The sequence below is a fragment of the uncultured Ruegeria sp. genome (assembly GCF_947489545.1).
Taxonomy (GTDB): Bacteria; Pseudomonadota; Alphaproteobacteria; order Rhodobacterales; family Rhodobacteraceae; genus Ruegeria.
This window is the reverse complement of the sequence record NZ_CANLDZ010000018.1, coordinates 63,596-79,145: the sequence shown is the minus strand read 5'-3', so window position 1 is coordinate 79,145 and position 15,550 is coordinate 63,596. Positions and strand designations below refer to the sequence as shown.

The 15,550-nt window shown below is 54.5% G+C and carries 14 protein-coding genes and 5 pseudogenes; 10 read left to right on the top strand and 9 right to left on the bottom strand.

The window, feature by feature from the left end; translation table 11 throughout:
* Positions 1-168: 168 nt before the first annotated feature.
* From Q1B13_RS27075 to Q1B13_RS20530, 5 genes and pseudogenes are all read right to left on the bottom strand, one after another.
* Positions 169-516 (bottom strand): annotated as a pseudogene (locus Q1B13_RS27075) (TniQ family protein); the annotation flags it as partial.
* Entirely contained in the window at positions 516-1,370 is an 855-nt protein-coding gene (locus tag Q1B13_RS20540) for a TniB family NTP-binding protein (RefSeq protein WP_299084075.1), read from the bottom strand. The pseudogene Q1B13_RS27075 and the gene Q1B13_RS20540, both read right to left, overlap by 1 nt.
* Positions 1,348-2,502 (bottom strand): transposase family protein, encoded by a 1,155-nt coding sequence (locus Q1B13_RS20535; protein ID WP_299084072.1) that lies wholly within the window; start codon positions 2,500-2,502, stop codon positions 1,348-1,350. Before Q1B13_RS20535 ends, Q1B13_RS20540 begins: the two co-directional genes overlap by 23 nt.
* 36 nt (positions 2,503-2,538) lie before the next feature.
* A pseudogene (locus Q1B13_RS27070) lies at positions 2,539-2,865 on the bottom strand (DNA-binding domain-containing protein); the annotation flags it as partial.
* A 253-nt stretch (positions 2,866-3,118) separates the two neighbouring features.
* Positions 3,119-3,832 (bottom strand): annotated as a pseudogene (locus tag Q1B13_RS20530) (IS6 family transposase).
* A gap of 245 nt (positions 3,833-4,077) precedes the next feature.
* Here Q1B13_RS20530 and Q1B13_RS20525 point away from each other — a divergent pair.
* Positions 4,078-5,133, top strand: coding sequence for a tyrosine-type recombinase/integrase (locus tag Q1B13_RS20525; protein WP_299084070.1), 1,056 nt, complete (start codon positions 4,078-4,080; stop codon positions 5,131-5,133).
* A 56-nt stretch (positions 5,134-5,189) separates the two neighbouring features.
* Here Q1B13_RS20525 and Q1B13_RS20520 read toward each other — a convergent pair whose 3' ends face one another.
* The 3 genes from Q1B13_RS20520 to Q1B13_RS20510 are packed head-to-tail and all read right to left on the bottom strand — an operon-like array spanning position 5,190 to position 5,998.
* Entirely contained in the window at positions 5,190-5,534 is a 345-nt protein-coding gene (locus tag Q1B13_RS20520; protein ID WP_299084067.1) for a type II toxin-antitoxin system RelE/ParE family toxin, read from the bottom strand.
* The gene (locus Q1B13_RS20515; RefSeq protein WP_108862330.1) at positions 5,531-5,788 is read right to left on the bottom strand and encodes a type II toxin-antitoxin system ParD family antitoxin; all 258 of its coding nucleotides are present in this window, start codon (positions 5,786-5,788) and stop codon (positions 5,531-5,533) included. The genes Q1B13_RS20520 and Q1B13_RS20515 overlap by 4 nt, the downstream gene beginning before the upstream one ends.
* A gap of 3 nt (positions 5,789-5,791) precedes the next feature.
* Positions 5,792-5,998, bottom strand: a complete 207-nt coding sequence (locus tag Q1B13_RS20510; protein WP_299084060.1) for a hypothetical protein — start codon at positions 5,996-5,998, stop codon at positions 5,792-5,794.
* A gap of 891 nt (positions 5,999-6,889) precedes the next feature.
* Here Q1B13_RS20510 and repA point away from each other — a divergent pair.
* The 6 genes from repA to Q1B13_RS20480 all read left to right on the top strand — a co-directional run bounded on the left by repA (position 6,890) and on the right by Q1B13_RS20480 (position 11,546).
* Complete coding sequence (gene repA / locus Q1B13_RS20505) at positions 6,890-8,071, top strand: plasmid partitioning protein RepA (RefSeq protein WP_299084055.1); 1,182 nt, start codon at positions 6,890-6,892, stop codon at positions 8,069-8,071.
* A gap of 1 nt (position 8,072) precedes the next feature.
* Positions 8,073-9,056 (top strand): plasmid partitioning protein RepB, encoded by a 984-nt coding sequence (repB, locus tag Q1B13_RS20500; RefSeq protein ID WP_299084053.1) that lies wholly within the window; start codon positions 8,073-8,075, stop codon positions 9,054-9,056.
* A 194-nt stretch (positions 9,057-9,250) separates the two neighbouring features.
* Entirely contained in the window at positions 9,251-10,345 is a 1,095-nt protein-coding gene (locus Q1B13_RS20495; protein WP_299084050.1) for a helix-turn-helix domain-containing protein, read from the top strand.
* 23 nt (positions 10,346-10,368) lie between these two features.
* Positions 10,369-10,725, top strand: coding sequence for a hypothetical protein (locus Q1B13_RS20490; RefSeq protein WP_298937421.1), 357 nt, complete (start codon positions 10,369-10,371; stop codon positions 10,723-10,725).
* Positions 10,722-11,003 carry a type II toxin-antitoxin system RelE/ParE family toxin gene (locus tag Q1B13_RS20485; RefSeq protein WP_299084047.1) on the top strand — a complete coding sequence of 94 codons (282 nt, stop codon included), beginning with the start codon at positions 10,722-10,724 and terminating at the stop codon, positions 11,001-11,003. The genes Q1B13_RS20490 and Q1B13_RS20485 overlap by 4 nt, the downstream gene beginning before the upstream one ends.
* Positions 11,004-11,123: 120 nt before the next feature.
* The gene (locus Q1B13_RS20480) at positions 11,124-11,546 is read left to right on the top strand and encodes a hypothetical protein (protein WP_299800353.1); all 423 of its coding nucleotides are present in this window, start codon (positions 11,124-11,126) and stop codon (positions 11,544-11,546) included.
* Positions 11,547-11,620: 74 nt separating this feature from the next.
* Here the strand turns inward: Q1B13_RS20480 and Q1B13_RS20475 are convergent.
* Positions 11,621-12,301 (bottom strand): annotated as a pseudogene (locus Q1B13_RS20475) (IS6 family transposase).
* 110 nt (positions 12,302-12,411) lie between these two features.
* On the opposite strand from Q1B13_RS20475, the gene Q1B13_RS20470 reads away from it, so the two are divergent.
* From Q1B13_RS20470 to Q1B13_RS20460, 3 genes and pseudogenes are all read left to right on the top strand, one after another.
* Entirely contained in the window at positions 12,412-13,590 is a 1,179-nt protein-coding gene (locus tag Q1B13_RS20470; RefSeq protein WP_299084042.1) for an ATP-binding protein, read from the top strand.
* Between the two features lie 334 nt (positions 13,591-13,924).
* A pseudogene (locus tag Q1B13_RS20465) lies at positions 13,925-14,878 on the top strand (DUF1403 family protein).
* Positions 14,875-15,474 carry an SMC-Scp complex subunit ScpB gene (locus Q1B13_RS20460; protein WP_299084040.1) on the top strand — a complete coding sequence of 200 codons (600 nt, stop codon included), beginning with the start codon at positions 14,875-14,877 and terminating at the stop codon, positions 15,472-15,474. Before Q1B13_RS20465 ends, Q1B13_RS20460 begins: the two are co-directional and overlap by 4 nt.
* Positions 15,475-15,550 lie beyond the last annotated feature (76 nt).

The following is a 15,550-nucleotide window of genomic DNA, read 5'->3' as shown; positions in this document are numbered from 1 at the left end:
CAAGTCCAATTGCCTAACAACATGCTGACTTCCGCGCCAATACAGTTGCTCCAACCACGCTGCGCCCTTCAAAGCTCGGACTTCCAACCGTAAGGGAACTTGAAACTCTGCACCTGGCGCCGTGCCGAGAGGTAACAGGCCAGTACCGCAGGAATTGCAGATCATAGACCAAGCATAGCGCCAGTGCCGCAGGGAAACTCCAGGCACTTTCCGCGTACATGTCGGACAGTACTGAAAGTCTGAACAGGGCACACATTCGACTGGAAACCCTGCGCGACGCTTGAGCAACATGCCCTGTATGTCACTCGACGGCAGATGAGCCAGAGTGCCGAACCGATCGAAATTTGCACCTCGCAGATCGTGACTGGTCTCCGGCGGCTTATCACCCGAAAACCCGAGATAGCCAAGCAATTCAGGAACAGAGCAATAATTGGCTTCAGCAAGCCGGGTGACCCAACTTGATAACAATTCGTCTTGTAGCGGCGGAGGACGCCTCGGCAGCGGAAGAATAGTCACTAAAACGCCGGAACGGCCTGTCTTCGAATGTTCCAGCTGTGCTTGGCCCAGATCGGTTGCCAGGCTTGAACCGCCTCATCCGTGATACGCTCCTCGCCTGTCTCGATAGCGTCTATCGCAAGCGCCTTGACCATTGTGAATACTCGCGACGTAACACCGCCTGTCACACCCAGAATGGTTCGAAGCGAATGCACACTGAGGCTGGACCCGCGTTCCAATTGCATCGCAGCAATCAGCGTCTGGATAAGACGAGAGAATTCGATATCGTCTTCCCAGAACGGCAAGAAATGCTCGTCCAGACGCCGGGCCAGTTGTTCATCGCCGCGAATGGCGTCGACCGCTTCATTCACACCAAAGACGACGAGAGATGCACAGAGATCATTAGCGAGGAACCGCAGCATATTCAGGAAACGCCGTTGCTCGCGATAGCTGCCCGCCAGCAAGTTGTGGACTTCGTCGATCATGATCATCTTCAGGTCCATGTCGCGCAAGTGGCTGAGGGCGCGCACCTCCAGTTCGGACACTGTGTGCCGCCCCCACATGGGCGCACCGATTGATGCCAGAATATGCTGATAGAAACGCCTCTCATCAGGGGCGGGTGGCGCCTGCAATAACAGGATCGGTGTTTGGGTAACGCCAATATCTGCTTCGTATTGAGTTGGGTACAGGCTTTCCATTCGCTTAGCGATCATGGTCTTTCCTATCCCTGAACTACCGTAAACCATAAGGCCAGGCATCCGGGACTGTCTTGGCATCTCCATGAGAGAAGTGAGCCTGTTGAGTACAATATTTGCGCGATCGAATGCGATCCACCGGTCACTGCGGACCAGGTTAAGTCTTTCGTTTGTTTCCATGAATGTCATCTATCGGGTAGGTAGGAAGATCCGGATTATTGGTATCGATCGCGAACATCTCGCGGGATGGATCGCGTCTGGTTTTGTCGTTAGGAAGTCGCGCTTGACGTTCACCCTCCAGCCGCACCGCCAGGGTTTGCTGCTTTGCCGCGTGCGCGATGCGCCTTTGTTCTTCAATAATTTGAAACAGCATCGCCTCCGGGATCGTCCCGCGGTGGCGTTCGTGAAATATCGCACGCGCACGCCGCGACTCCCAAAGCGAAATCCGTGGCCGCGACAGATTCTTGTAGCGCGCTGCTATGGTCCGTCCTTCGTCATTTACAGCCCAAATCTGGGACATATCGCGAGGGTCGTATTTTACAGTAACCTTCCCGACGCCACTGCCGATCATTGGACCAAATGCGTCGCTCCAATAGCCGACAGAAAACAGCTTGATCCCGGTTCGCGCCAACTGACGACGTTCGGAAGGAAGAAAACTGATGCGTAACGCCTCGGTATCAACGACCTTTCTGCCTGCGCCATCACCACCGAGATCTGCCCAAGCCGCCAGCGGTGCTCTCCCCAATCCGCTGTGACGGGTATTGTGATAGCGACATATCTCCAAGTGCAGCCAATCCTCGAACTCCTCCAACGTCATCGCCGCATTGTCAGAGCTGTCGTAATCCCCCTTGTCCTTGGGGGATGATTGCGTTGTTCCCGGAAGTACATGAACTGCGCCCATGGTTGTCCCTATAAGACGTTCGATATGGCCGCCATAATGCGCGCGACCTGGTGGCCTGTACTCGATTGAGATTCCCCAATCTGCACAGGCCGACTGGAAGGCGTTGCTTCGGAAATCCCGCCCGTTGTCAACATGAACGGCTTGCGGAATCCCAGCAGCAGGCCAATACAACTCCTCCAGTATCTCTGGCGCCCGGATCGACTTCGTTCGCACGCAATGGTGCAGACACAAACCGATGGACAAGACTGACGGTGTATCAAAACTCACATGTACGCCCAGAACAACGCGAGTCGCGACATCGATGGCGAGAGTCAACCAGGGTCGCCCCAAAGGTTTACGCTCGAATTGATCGACAAGAATGATGTCAGCCAGAGTGTGATCGATTTGGACAACGTCTAAAGGGTGCTCCACATTCAAGGCCCCTACCCTCGGCTCGAAAACTTGCCTCGCCGCCTTTGCGCCTTTCCGTTTCCGCATCACCTCGCGTTGATCCATAGCGTCGACACGCGACTTGATCGTACGCCGAGTGGGAAGGCGATAGCCTCTCGCCGCGCACTCTGCCCGGATCTCGCTGACGATCCTCAGAAAGCTTGGGGGTTCTGGAACGAGATAGTGTTGACGTAGAACGCGCTCGATAGTGCTTTCTACATCTGGCTCCAGGCGACGTGAGCCATGCTTCGGACCGCGTCGTTTAGGGAGTAAGGAGCTCGCGCGCCCATCATTAATCTTAAGACGGCGGTAAAAATCCCAAGCGGTGCTTCTCGAAACGCCCATAATCTTGGCCGCTTCCAACAGTAGCGATCCTATATCTTGCCCTGACTCCTCAAGTTCCAGTATTGGACGCAACGCATTGGCCCGTTCAACTGCGAGCGCTCTTTCTTCTGGGTTCTCTATTTCATTAGACAAGATCATCCCCACGCGACTTATCCACAGGACACTCCGTCCGGGAATTAAGGGCACAGTCCGGTAATTAATGATACAGTCCAGAAATTAAAGGCACAATCAAGCACTGATTTTGCTCAACTTTTTAAAACCAGCGTCCAGCAATTAAAGGCACAGTGACACCAGCTAGTTCGGCGAATTGCTGAAACGGACGGAGTCCGGGCGTAAATTGACCTTTGCGGATCATGTTAGCCACTTCGATTCCAGCCAGAGTTGCCGAAGCTGAATTGAAGGATTTGAAACCAAGCATCGGACGGGTTCGCCTTTTGATGAACCGGTGATCTTGCTCTACGATGTTATTGAGGTATTTGCGCCTGACCATCTCGATGGGAATGGGACATCCAAAGCCTTTGAGCATTTTGTTGATGGCCTTCAGGCCCGCAGTATTGGCGCCGCTTTAGTCGATGACAATCTTCCGTGGCAACCCGTTGACTTCCAGCATCCGGGCAAAGAACTTCGTAGCAGCTGGCTTGTTGCGCCGATCAGACAGCATGAAATCAAGGGTCTTGCCGTGTTTGTCGACGGCGCGGTAGAGATAGACCCAATTGCCCTTCACCTTGATGTATGTCTCGTCCATTCTCCAGGAGTGGTCGCATGGTCTTTTGCGTCTACGCGCTGCTTCAACAATGGCACCAGAGTATCGCGTTACCCATCGGTTCAGCATGGTATGATCCACGAAAACACCCCGCTCTCCCATGATTTCTTCCAGGTCGCGATATGAAACGCCGTAGCGCACATAGAAGAACACCGCGAACAGGATCACATCCTTCGGATATTGTACGCCTTTGAAGGAAATCATGAGCTGACTTTCGACTGGTTATCGCTGCTGACCCCTCGCGCGCCAACCCAACAATCGTCAATGTCAAAAGTTTGCGACAGAGCCCCGTAAAAATGCTACCCGTCAATAGGTTTTACTTTTAAAGAGCATTATTATTTCTTTTTGCGCACTATAATGGTGCTCTCAGGAGTTTAGTATTATTCCCGATAAGTATCCCTTATCAGGTGTGATTGATTTCACTGGGAAAAGCGCGCAGAATGGCTGCCATGAAGCCCCCTGCCCCATACCTTCCCGTCCCCTCCCCGGCTCTCTCGCAGGCCGATCATGAGGCGCTGAGTGATCTCTATATCCGCGGCACGCCGGCCAATACGCTCAGGGCTTATGAGCGCGATCTGATCTACGTGACAGCGTGGAAACAGGCCCGGTTCGATCTGCCACTGCGCTGGCCCGAGAGCGAGGCCACGGCGCTGGCCTTCATCCTCGACCATGCCCGCGATCTTGGTGATGCACCGGAGGAGGATATCGCGCGTCAAACGGCAGAAGCGCTGATCCTGCAAGGGCTACGCAAGTCCCTCACCTGCCCGGCGCCGTCCACGCTGGACCGGCGCATTGCCTCCTGGCTGGCCTTTCACCGGATGAAGAACCTGACCAGCCCGTTTGGCACGCCGCAGGTCAAACAGGCTCGGTCCAAAGCCCGCCGCGCCGCGGCCCGCCCCCCTGCCCCAAAGTCGCAGCATCCGGTTACCCGCGATATTCTGGAGCAGTTGCTGGCCATCTGCCGTGGTTCCCGCCGCGATTGCCGCGACAGGGCGATCCTGATGCTGGGTTGGGCTTCTGGTGGTAGACGGCGCTCGGAGATCACCGGATTGATGTTTGAAGACGTCTCGCTGAAAGATTTCGAAGAGAAAAGCCTGGTCTGGATCTCACTGCTGGAGACCAAGACCACCACCAAGGGCGAGACGCCACGGCTGGTGCTCAAGGGCCGCGCCGCACAGGCGCTGGTGCATTGGATCGAAGTGGGCGAGATTCAGGACGGCCCCTTGTTCCGGCCAATCTCCAAGGCCGACCGGGTGTTGAAACGCCGTCTGTCACCGGATGCGGTGTATCAGATCGTCAAACACCGGTTGAAATTGGCTGGATTGCCGGAGGATTTTGCGTCGCCGCACGGGTTGCGATCCGGTTTTCTGACCCAGGCCGCGCTAGATGGTGCCCCACTCCAAGCCGCCATGCGCCTCTCCCTGCACCGCTCGATGGCCCAGGCGCAGAAATATTACGACGATGTGGACATCGCGGATAACCCGGCGACTGATCTATTGGGGTGAGCACATACTGCCTACTTAAAGAATTCCCAGCTTGAGGGAAACTCCGGCTGCTGTGCCTATGTCTTGTTTCCTGTCGTATCCGTTAACGTGGCCAGCGTGAAAACATGTCGCGGCAGGTCGCAGCGGGAATGCAGGATATCAACAATGATCACCGCGTCCGGCTGATCCAGGTAGACCAGGAAGTGCTCTCCCGCCCGTACATATCTGAGATCAGCTGCCTCCTCTACCAATATAGAACAGCTGCGGCTGGCCGCCCTGCCCTCCGTGATGGCTTGACAGCGCGCTATCAGTTCTTGTTCATAAAGATCGGCTTGATGCCGTCCAAACTTGTCGATGGTCCATCGGGCAATTTCCACCAGGCTGGCTTCAGCACGGCGTGTCAGTCGAAAGGGTTTGGTCACGCTTTGGTTCGTGCCCTTACAAAGGCACGACGGATCGCATCCGTACCGCCGCCTTCTGCCAGATCTCCTGCCTGAGCCTGGGCTACGCCCTCCTGCAGGCCTTGTCTGAGAGACACCAGTCCCGCCTCTTCCCGCTCCAGAAGACGAAGACCGGCGCGCAACGCTTCACTGGCGTTCTGATAACGACCGGACGCAACCAGGTCCTGCACCAGTTGATCCTGCGTTTCTGTAAGTACGACATTGCGGGTTACCACGGCTTAAGCCTCCTGATTGGCAATATATGCCAACGAAGGCACTTGTTCAACAATTGAAGTTTCCACACCCGGTAGTTTAATCAAGCCGTTCTTATTGCCGGCCTGACAGAGCAAATAAGTGCTCACCGCCGTGGCAGGGTTAACCATCGCCCCTACGCTTTCGCAAATTCCAAACACAGGGCCGACCTCCTTGCCCCGAACACCGCCCATCCGATTATCCGTGATACTCTCGAACAGCAGATGGTCACCATTCAAGGTTCGTGCTGGGACAGCCGTGACCGGATCATCCTGTTACTGGGCTGACCTCGGGTAGACGGCAGCGTTCGGTGATCGGCGGGATCTTTTTGGGGGATGTGTCGCTGAAGGAATTCAACGAGAAATACATAATTTATTTGTCGCTGCTGGTAGTTGAGACCGCCCAAAAAGACAAGAATCCACGGTTGGTGTGCAAGGGCCGCGCAGCGAAGCCGTTGGTGCATTGGATCAAAGTGGGTCAGATCGAGGACAACCCCCTGTTTCACTCGGTCTCGAAATCTGGCTGGATGCGGAAACGCCGCCTCAACCTGGACGCCATCGCCAAGATCGTCAAACACCGACTGAAGGTGACAGGACTACGAAGGATTATACCTCACCGCATTGGCTGCGTTAGGGTTTCCTGACCCAAGCCGCGCTGGACGGCGCCCCGCCCTGGCAAGTCAGTGAACTTGCCGGCACCTATCAAGAATCCCCACCAATTCGGTTTTTGAGCGGCGTGAGGCTCAACACTCATTTGATTTAGTCATCTGCAAATTGAGCAAACTGAGCGCATTGCAGTATTTCTGACAGGATTTCGCTTGGCTATAAGGACAAAGTGGTCGACGTCAGGTAACCCTCTGAACTCGAACTTCGAAGCCAAACTTTTACTGTAACCATGCAACCTCCAAGCGCTTCTTAAGCACCCAATGGAGACGTGAGTTAACAGCTGTTAACTTCAGAGCGCTTGTGCTGGCTTCGTAGCGACCCACAAGTTATTGATTTTTCTCTTGACATGAATCGGAATACGAGTGCCTAAATGTACTCAAGTTGCGCAACCAAACAAAAATGAGCAGGAAAACTGCAACTATGCTACAAACCACACCAATTGCTGCGACGACGCAGTCTCACGTTACACGTGAAATCTCTGATCGTCTACAAGTCGCACTGACGACCCACTTAACTCAGGCGTATTCTCCTGAGTTGTCAAAGACCCTCCGCCTCTTCAGCGCGACAGAGGTTGCCGACCTGTTTGGCACAACCGGACAGTTCTTGCGAAAGGGCCATGCTGAGGGCTCTCTTCCAGAGCCGGAAGTCAACAAGAACGGCCGTCGCTTTTACTCCGGAGCCGAAATCAAAGCGATGCGCCAGATCCTTGAAGGCAGTTCCAGAAAACCCGGAAAGTACCTTCCCGGCCGTCGCGATGCCGACCAGCTTCAGGTTATTCAACTCATGAACTTCAAGGGTGGTAGTGCAAAATCCACCTCAGCCATTCACCTTTGCCACTATCTTGCGCTTCAAGGCTATCGCGTTCTGGCTATCGACCTAGACCCACAAGGCAGTTTGACCGGATTCTGCGGAATTCAGCCAGAAATCGAGTTTGAGGGGAATTCAATCTATGATGCTCTGCGCTACGAGGACCCAGTTCCGATGTCCGAGTGCATCCGGACCACTTACTTCCCTGGCTTGGATCTTTCCCCTGCCCAGTTGATCCTGTCAGAGTTTGAAACGGAAACCGCTGTCTACGCCCGAAAAGGCGTTCCCTTCTATAATCGAATTGCCAGCGCAATCGGAGAAGTCGACGCAAACTATGATGTAGTCATTATCGATAGCCCGCCTTCATTGGGTTTCTTGACGCTGGCAGGATTGTTTGCGGCGACATCCGTGATCGTGCCGCTGACACCGAGCATGTTGGACGTGGCCTCCACGCAGCAGTTTCTTGAAATGACTTCGGCATACTTGGAAGAGTTTGAGAACTCCGGGATTCCGATTGACCATGACAATTTCCGGTTCCTCATAACACGGGACGACCCCTCGGATACCCCATCACAGCAAATTGTAAGTCTGATGCGGGCACTGTTTCAGGATCGGGTGATCGGAGCAACTGCGCTGCGAAGCACGGCGATTGCCGATGCCGCGATGCTGAAAATGACAATGTACGAAGTTGTTCGATCAGAAATGACACGGTCAACCTATGACCGCGCCCGATCAAGTATGGATGCCGTTGGGCACGAAGTCTCGAACATGATTCAAACCGCGTGGGGCCGTTGAAATGGCACTTAAACAAAACAAAACCAGCATGGCTGCAGCGATTGCGGCGGCAGCCGGAAACCCGCCCATTCCGCCTACGAAAACCGAGCGTGCCAATGCCGCGCTTCCACGAGGCACCATAGCTTCCGTCCGTGTTGGAGCCGGCGGAATCCAAGAAATCGATACCTCGCTCATATTGCCTTGGGGTCCGAAGGACAGGCTTGGAGTGGAGTTAACACCTGTTAACTCAAAAGCCGAGCCGAACGTCGATGCAGCTGTTCTAGAACTAGCCAAAAGCATCAATGAAGCAGGCGGCCAACAGGTTCCGGTCCTCTTGCGCCCTTCCGAAGAGGTAGATGGTCACTTCGAGGTTATTTACGGCCGCCGTCGCATCCTGGCCTGTCAGCATCTAAACCAGCCTGTACGCGCGCTGGTACGGACTCTCGATGACAAAGAAGCGCTTCAGGCGAAAGGTTTGGAGAACTCTTCCCGTGTTGATCTCAGTTATTATGAGAGGGCTCGGTTCGCCCGCGAAATTCTCAACCAGGGATATGACCGTTCGGAAGCGATCACAGCACTTGCGATATCCAAGAATACACTGTCGCAATTGGAGCGGATCACCAACGACATTCCTGACGATCTCGGGGATATGATTGGGCCGGCGCCAAAGTCTGGCCGCCCGAAATGGACTGCTCTCGCTGAAACACTGCGAAAGAAGGCAATAACAGCGGTTAGTGCAAAGAAAATTCTGGAAAAGCTCAACGCATCTGATTCTGACGATCGATTGAACGGGCTCTTAGGTAGCTTGACCCCTAAGAAAGAGGCACAAGAAGTCCGACCGGCACCAGACGTTGTCATCAAAACCAGCAATTCCACAGTGAACATGACGATCAAAAGATCAGGGGAGAATGAAGCCTATGCGCGTTGGCTTGAGGAAAACCTTGGTCAATTTATTCAGGAATCCTACGAGCGTTTCAAAGAAGGCGCCGGGGAAAAAGCGAGTTAACAACTGTTAACTCTACATGAGGCAACGAGCAAAAGGAGGAAGCAAAAAGAAACCCCCGAAACCTAAGGCTCCGAGGGCTGAAAACCAACTAGTGGTTATAGATTTGACACCTAAACCCTAACAGCCCGCGAATCACGAAACAACAAAAAACGCCTCTGGGTGAACAGGTTTTCTTTGTCTGCTGACAAAAACCAATGAAAACACTACAAACATTGGCTCCAAATGGAGCAACCTTGTCGAGCGCGACAGGGCAGGGGACTTATACGCCCAAGAAATGGATTCTTCTTCGAGCCGTTGAAGAGGCGAGAGAGCCGCTTGGGCTGAAGTCCACTTCTCTCAACGTCCTAAAAGCAATGATTTCCTTTTTGCAAGGAGATCAGATTTCAGTCGATCAGGATGATGAGCATATCTGCTTCGCATCCAACGCCGCGATTGCCAAACGAGCCCATGTCAGCGTTCCAACTGTTGAACGTCATATCTCGACTCTGGCCAAGCTTGGGATTGTCCGACGCGTAATGAGCTCAAATGGTAAACGTTGGGCACGCCGAGACCGACAGGGCAGGGTGGTCACAGCGACCGGTCTTTCCCTGATGCCATTGTCTGAAAGGCATGCTGAGTTCCTCCAGGAAGCCCAGAAGCATGCTGACCGCGTTCTCGAATTCACGTTACTCCGCGACAAGGTATCGGCCGCTCTGGCTCGTCTGAAAGAGCTTGTAGCAGACGGTGGCTCTATCACAGATTTGATGACCTCCGTGCGCAATGCGCTGCGCCGTAAGCCGGATGCGCGTGTCCTCCGGAAACTTCTGGCTGAAATCTCTGTGGAAATCTCAGAGATAACACCGGCTCATACCGAAAAAATGAGGGCCTATGACCATAAAATTGAGGGGCACAAAGAGGACTCTTTGAATCCGATAGTTAAGAAAGAAAAACACTCTCATGTTCAAGTTTCTCCAGATCAAATGGAGCGCAGCTTTCCACGTTTGTGCTCGGAACTTCGCTTTGCCCGGGATCAGTCACATTGTGACCGGCTTATGGACGATATCGCCGAGTACTTACGATTTGGTCAGACCTGGTATGCTATGAAATCGACATATGGCCCAGCTCTCCGTTTCATGGTGCTCGGATATATTTTTCAACGAGCTGAGAATATAAAATCTCACCAAGCTTATTTGATCTCACTGATCTCGAAAATCGATCGGGGAGATATGCAACCAACCGCATTGTTGGCGCATAGTTCAAAAGTCCGCGGCAGTGCAGGCCATACCCATGATATCTCCTCACGCTCATGAGTTCAGAACAACAGATGTAGTTCATGCCATCGGTCTATTGTGAATTGACTGCCAATGTATTACATTGTACTACACTGCGGAAACAGGTGATTGCGATGAGTACCAGCCCATATTCAATCCGTCTCGATGAAGACCTGAGAAAGACCCTGGAACGGGAAGCTGCGATCGAAGATCGACCGCCTGCACAACTCGCCGTACGGGCAATTAGAATGATGTTAGAATCCAAGGCCGCTAAACGTGCAGCCATTGATGCGGCTGTTGAAAAAGCAGACCAAGGCATGTTCATCACGGCAGACGAAATGAATGCCTGGATAGACAGCTGGGATACCGAGAATGAACTTTCGGCTCCGGTAGCAAGCGGGCAATCCAATAGCCAATGAAGATTGTATTTCTCGAAGATACGGCCCGGGACATTCAATGGTTCCGTTACTACTACACGTCAGTTTTTCCTGAAGGCAGCGAAAGGGCACGAGCTCAGCTCAAAGCCATTCAGCTTACTCTTGCAGCCAACCCTTATGCAGGTCACCCGAGTGACACACGCCGAGACATGCGGGAGCTTTCAGTGCCGCGAACCCCATTCACGCTGATCTATCGTGTAATGCCCACCCAGATAGAAATTCTGCGTCTATGGGATACCCGACAGGGCGCTGAATACTGAAATCAGGAGCTTAAAATTGGTGGCGTCAAGCGGGCAGGCAACTGAACCTACTCTGTTGTTTGATCGCTAGATTCTGAACAAAGGGCGGAAATTGAATTTGTTTTTGCGCAACGCAGTGCATTGTCTTTCTCGTTCTCACGTCAGGTCGAGCGGGACAAGAAAGCGTATTATCACGCGCTACAGGCTGGCCGGAAAGAGGGTAGGGGGGCTATCGACGCAACCGAGTTCGTCATCTGGTTTTTGCAAACATTGGAAAACGCGGCAGGTTTTGCTCGGGAAGAAGCGAAGTTCATCTTGCGGCGTAATCGCTTCTTTCTGCTATTTGCAACAAAGCTCAACGAACGCCAGGAGCTTGTCCTGCGTAAGCTGCTTGAACAGGGTCCTTCACGTGTCGATCTTGGTATTGGTGCCAAGGCATACCGCAAGATCAGCGGTGCATCGACGGCCACAACGACCAGAGATTTAAACACATTGGAAGCTGCAGGTGTATTGAAACGCTCTGAGGCTGGTGGACGTTCAACCATCTATTGGTTGAATTACTAGGTTGGGCATTGTGGAATTCGGGCTTTGTCGCAAATTTTTTCATGGATCAGAGCGAGAAACTTGTCTGGACGGAGTTATCCCGCGAGCTCAGCAAACTGACGAAAACCACACTTCAGCTGGCCAAGCTGCCCCTTTCGGATCATGTTGGCTGCCTCGATCCCCGCAAGTGTCGCCGCTGCTGAGGTAAAGCTTTTGAAGCCGAGCATCGGCCTCGTGAGCCGTTTGATGAATCGGTGATCCTGCTCGATTATGTTGTTCAGGTGCCTTGATCTGACTGTGTCGATCTTGACCGGTATCTGCAATCGCTTGAAGATCTTGTTCACCTCCTTGATCCCGGCCGCGTTGCTTCTGCTTTTGTCGATGGTGGTCCGTTTCGGAATGCCATTGTTGAACAAAGCATTGGCGAAGAACTTCTTTGCGACCTTCGTGTCGCGCTTCTCTGAAAGCATGAAATCAAGGGTTTGCCCGTCGCGATCCACCGCACGTTACAAGTACACCCATTCACTGCGAACTTTGACGTAGGTTTCGTCCATACGCCAAGATTCAGCGGTTTTTGCCTTCCGTTTCTGCGCATCGCGAGCGGCCTCAGGTGAATATTTCACGACCCAGCGGTTCAGAGTAGCATGATCAACCATCACCCCGCGTTCCGCTATAATTTCTTCCAGGTCGCAGTACGAGACGCCGTACCGGACGTAGAAATAGACCGCGAACAGGATCATAGATTTTGGGTAATGAGTACCTTCGAAGTCGATCACTGGACATTCCTAAACAGTGTTACAGAACAAGCACCAGTTGGATCAAACCGCGCGAACGTGCAACAGGTTATCGAAGTTTAACCTTGTAAATCTTCTGTTGAATGGAATAAATGCAAGGTATGATCGAGCGCGGTGATAGAAAATCAGTTGAAGCATCTCTGGAGAACCAGGCGGGCGTCGTTCTGCTTGGGCCGCGGCAAGTCGGGAAGACAACGCTCGCGCAGGACATCGCTGAAAGCCGCGACGCTGTCTATCTTGATATGGAGAGATATGCTGATCGCCAGATACTCGAAGAGCCTGACCTTTATCTCGACGAACAGGTTGGGCGCCTGGTGGTGATCGATGAGGTTCAGCTTATGCCTGGCCTGTTTAAGGCATTACGTGGTCAAATTGACCGGCGACGAAGACAAGGACATCGGACTGGGCAATTCCTGCTGCTGGGGTCAGCCTCGAACACGCTTTTGCACCAAAGCGCAGAATCCCTGGCTGGCCGGGTCAGTTACCACGAGCTGACACCTTTCATCTTGTCGGAAACCGGAGCGGTATCGATATCCACCCTGTGGTTGCGGGGTGGATTTCCAGATAGCTTCCTTGCCAAGAACGACAAGACCAGCCTGGCATGGCGCGAGGATTTCATCCGCACCTATCTGGAACGCGATGTTCCGGCTTTAGGGTTGCGCATTCCAGTGGAAACACTGCGCCGGTTTTGGACGATGCTTGCCCATGAACAGGGCGGGTTACTCAATGCGGCAAAACTTGCGGGAAACCTTGGCGTATCGGGCCAGAGCGTTGCGCGCTATCTTGACTTGCTGGTCGACCTGATGCTGGTGCGTCGCTTGCCGCCCTGGCATTCCAATGCCGGAAAGCGTTTGGTCAAGTCTCCCAAGATCTATATCCGCGATTCCGGGCTGGCCCATGCACTTCTTGGTATCGAAACGCGCGAAGACCTACTTGGGCACCCGGTTATCGGCGGCAGTTGGGAAGGCTTCTGTATCGAAAACCTGATCGCCGCAGCGCCACGCGGAACAGAAGCAAGCTTCTATCGCTCTTCAGCAGGGGCCGAGGTGGATTTGATGTTGAAGCTTCCCCGAGGCGCCCTCTTGGCCATAGAGATCAAGCGGACGACATCTGCCAAGGTGACGCGCGGGTTTCACATCGCGACAGAAGAATTGGACGTCTCAGAACGCATACTTGTCTATGCAGACGAAAGGGAAGTGCCGGGGCAGGGGGGAGTGCGGGCAATGCCCCTCATGAGTGCTATGGAACGGCTGGCGTCCGCAAAGGCGTAGTAGCGACCGGGGCCGATGATAGCGGGTTCGAAATTGAACGTTGTAGCCCACTTCAGGTGGAACCTTGTTGCAATTGAAAATACCGTCATGAATGGCGGAATCCGGACCTTCGCTGCAGGTGTGCTGTCCTAATAGACAACCTCCAAAGCGGACGTTCAAGATACAGTGGTGGCGCCGAGGCGGTCTTCCAAAATAACTGATTCTGGACCTGTATTGTCCACGCGAGTCTGGGTCCGATAATGCAACATTATTGGACATAGCGGCGGGCCCTAGGGTGGGGCGGTTTGTACATCATATTGTGGACGAAAGCGCCGTGACAGGATAGTCTTGTGGCATGACCTACGCCCGCCATGAACTCTCCGACGACACCGACACCCTACCTCGGATGCCGTCCTGGGTCATGTCGGCGCGGCCCGAAACCCCTGAAACTGTGGCTTTTCGGTCGGGCGCGGTGCTGACGGTGCTGGATCACCTGGTAAGCGATCCACGGCATGGCGTGCCGTTGAAACTGTTGGCCAATCGATTGGCGCTGACCGCAGCCACAGGAACTTCAAAGCTGGAAGGGCGGTTGGCGCAGGAAGCGGACATCCGGGATGCCTTTCATCTGACACCAGCGGGCGAAGCGCGAGGCCCGGATGGTGATCTGCTGGCGTTCTGGCGCGAGTCGGTCCGGCTTCGTGCGAACGGGATTGGCGAGATCGCCGAACTGGTCGGTGCCGACTTCGCGGGCGAGGTGGGCGTCTGGATCGACGTGGGGTTGGAGCGGGCCCGGATCCATGGACCGCTGGCGGGCTGCGTGGCCGTCTTGCAGGCCGTTCTCGACGCTGACGATCGGGCGGAGCGCGCCGCCTGTCTGCTTTCAGATGTCGTCCTGGCTGGCGGGCTGAATTAGAAACAGATGCTACCGGTCTCGGCACAGCACCTCACAAAGACGGCGCTGCGGGACCTGACCGCAGAAAGGGAGGGAGCCGAGCTGGCCGTTCAGGTGCGGATCCTCGAGTCCATCGAGCAGACGATCCAGTTGGCGCGAAACCTGACTCGTCGCGCGGAAGCCCTTCGTTCCGTCGCCCCGACGCTGCGCGCAAAGGGATCGAAGGCGGCGGTCAATCTGTTTCTGACAGAGGATGCGGTGGCGCCGTCGACGGCGCTATCGCCCAGGATCAAAGGGACCAACATCTCCATGACGTCCCGTGCTGCGCGGCGGTTCTGTGACCGATTGGTGGAGTTGGGCGTGGCGCGGGAACTGACGGAGCGACCGACCTTCCGGCTCTACGGGATCGCGCCATGATCACGGCGACCAAGAAGCGGAAACCGGCGGAGAAAGGCGTTGCCGTCTTTGACCGGGAGCTCGACGATCTCCCGCAGGAGCTGCGCTGGCGCGAATGGATGGGCCGGATCGAAGCGGTGCTCTTCGCGAGTGCATCGCCGGTCGGCCGCGACGACCTGGCGCGCGTGGTAGGGCAGGGGGCCTCGGTCGAGATGTTGATCGACGACATCCAGGCCGAGCTGGCCGGCCGTCCGTACGAGTTGGCTCAAGTCGCCGGCGGATGGATGTTCCGGACCAGGACGCAGTTCGCCGATGCCATAAAGGCGGCGGCCGACCTTGGCGAGCAGTCGCTGGCCTTCACCGAGATGGAAATGGGGGTGCTCTGCGCCATCGCCTATCACCAGCCGATCGACCGGGCCGGTCTCAAGGACATCTTCGGTAAAGAGATCAGCCGCGATCTGCTCGCCCGTTTACGATTCAAGGATCTGATTGCAAGTGGACCGCGGGCACCACGGCCGGGCGCGCCGCATACCTTCGTGACGACGGAGACGTTTCTGATGACGTTTGATCTGCAGAGCCTGCGGGACTTGCCGGAGCTGGAGCTGTCAGACTCTTGATGTCCGAAATATGTAGTATTCTTCTGACACGTACCTTCGGCCGCTTTCAATCGGTCGGGCTCCGACTTTCAATCAG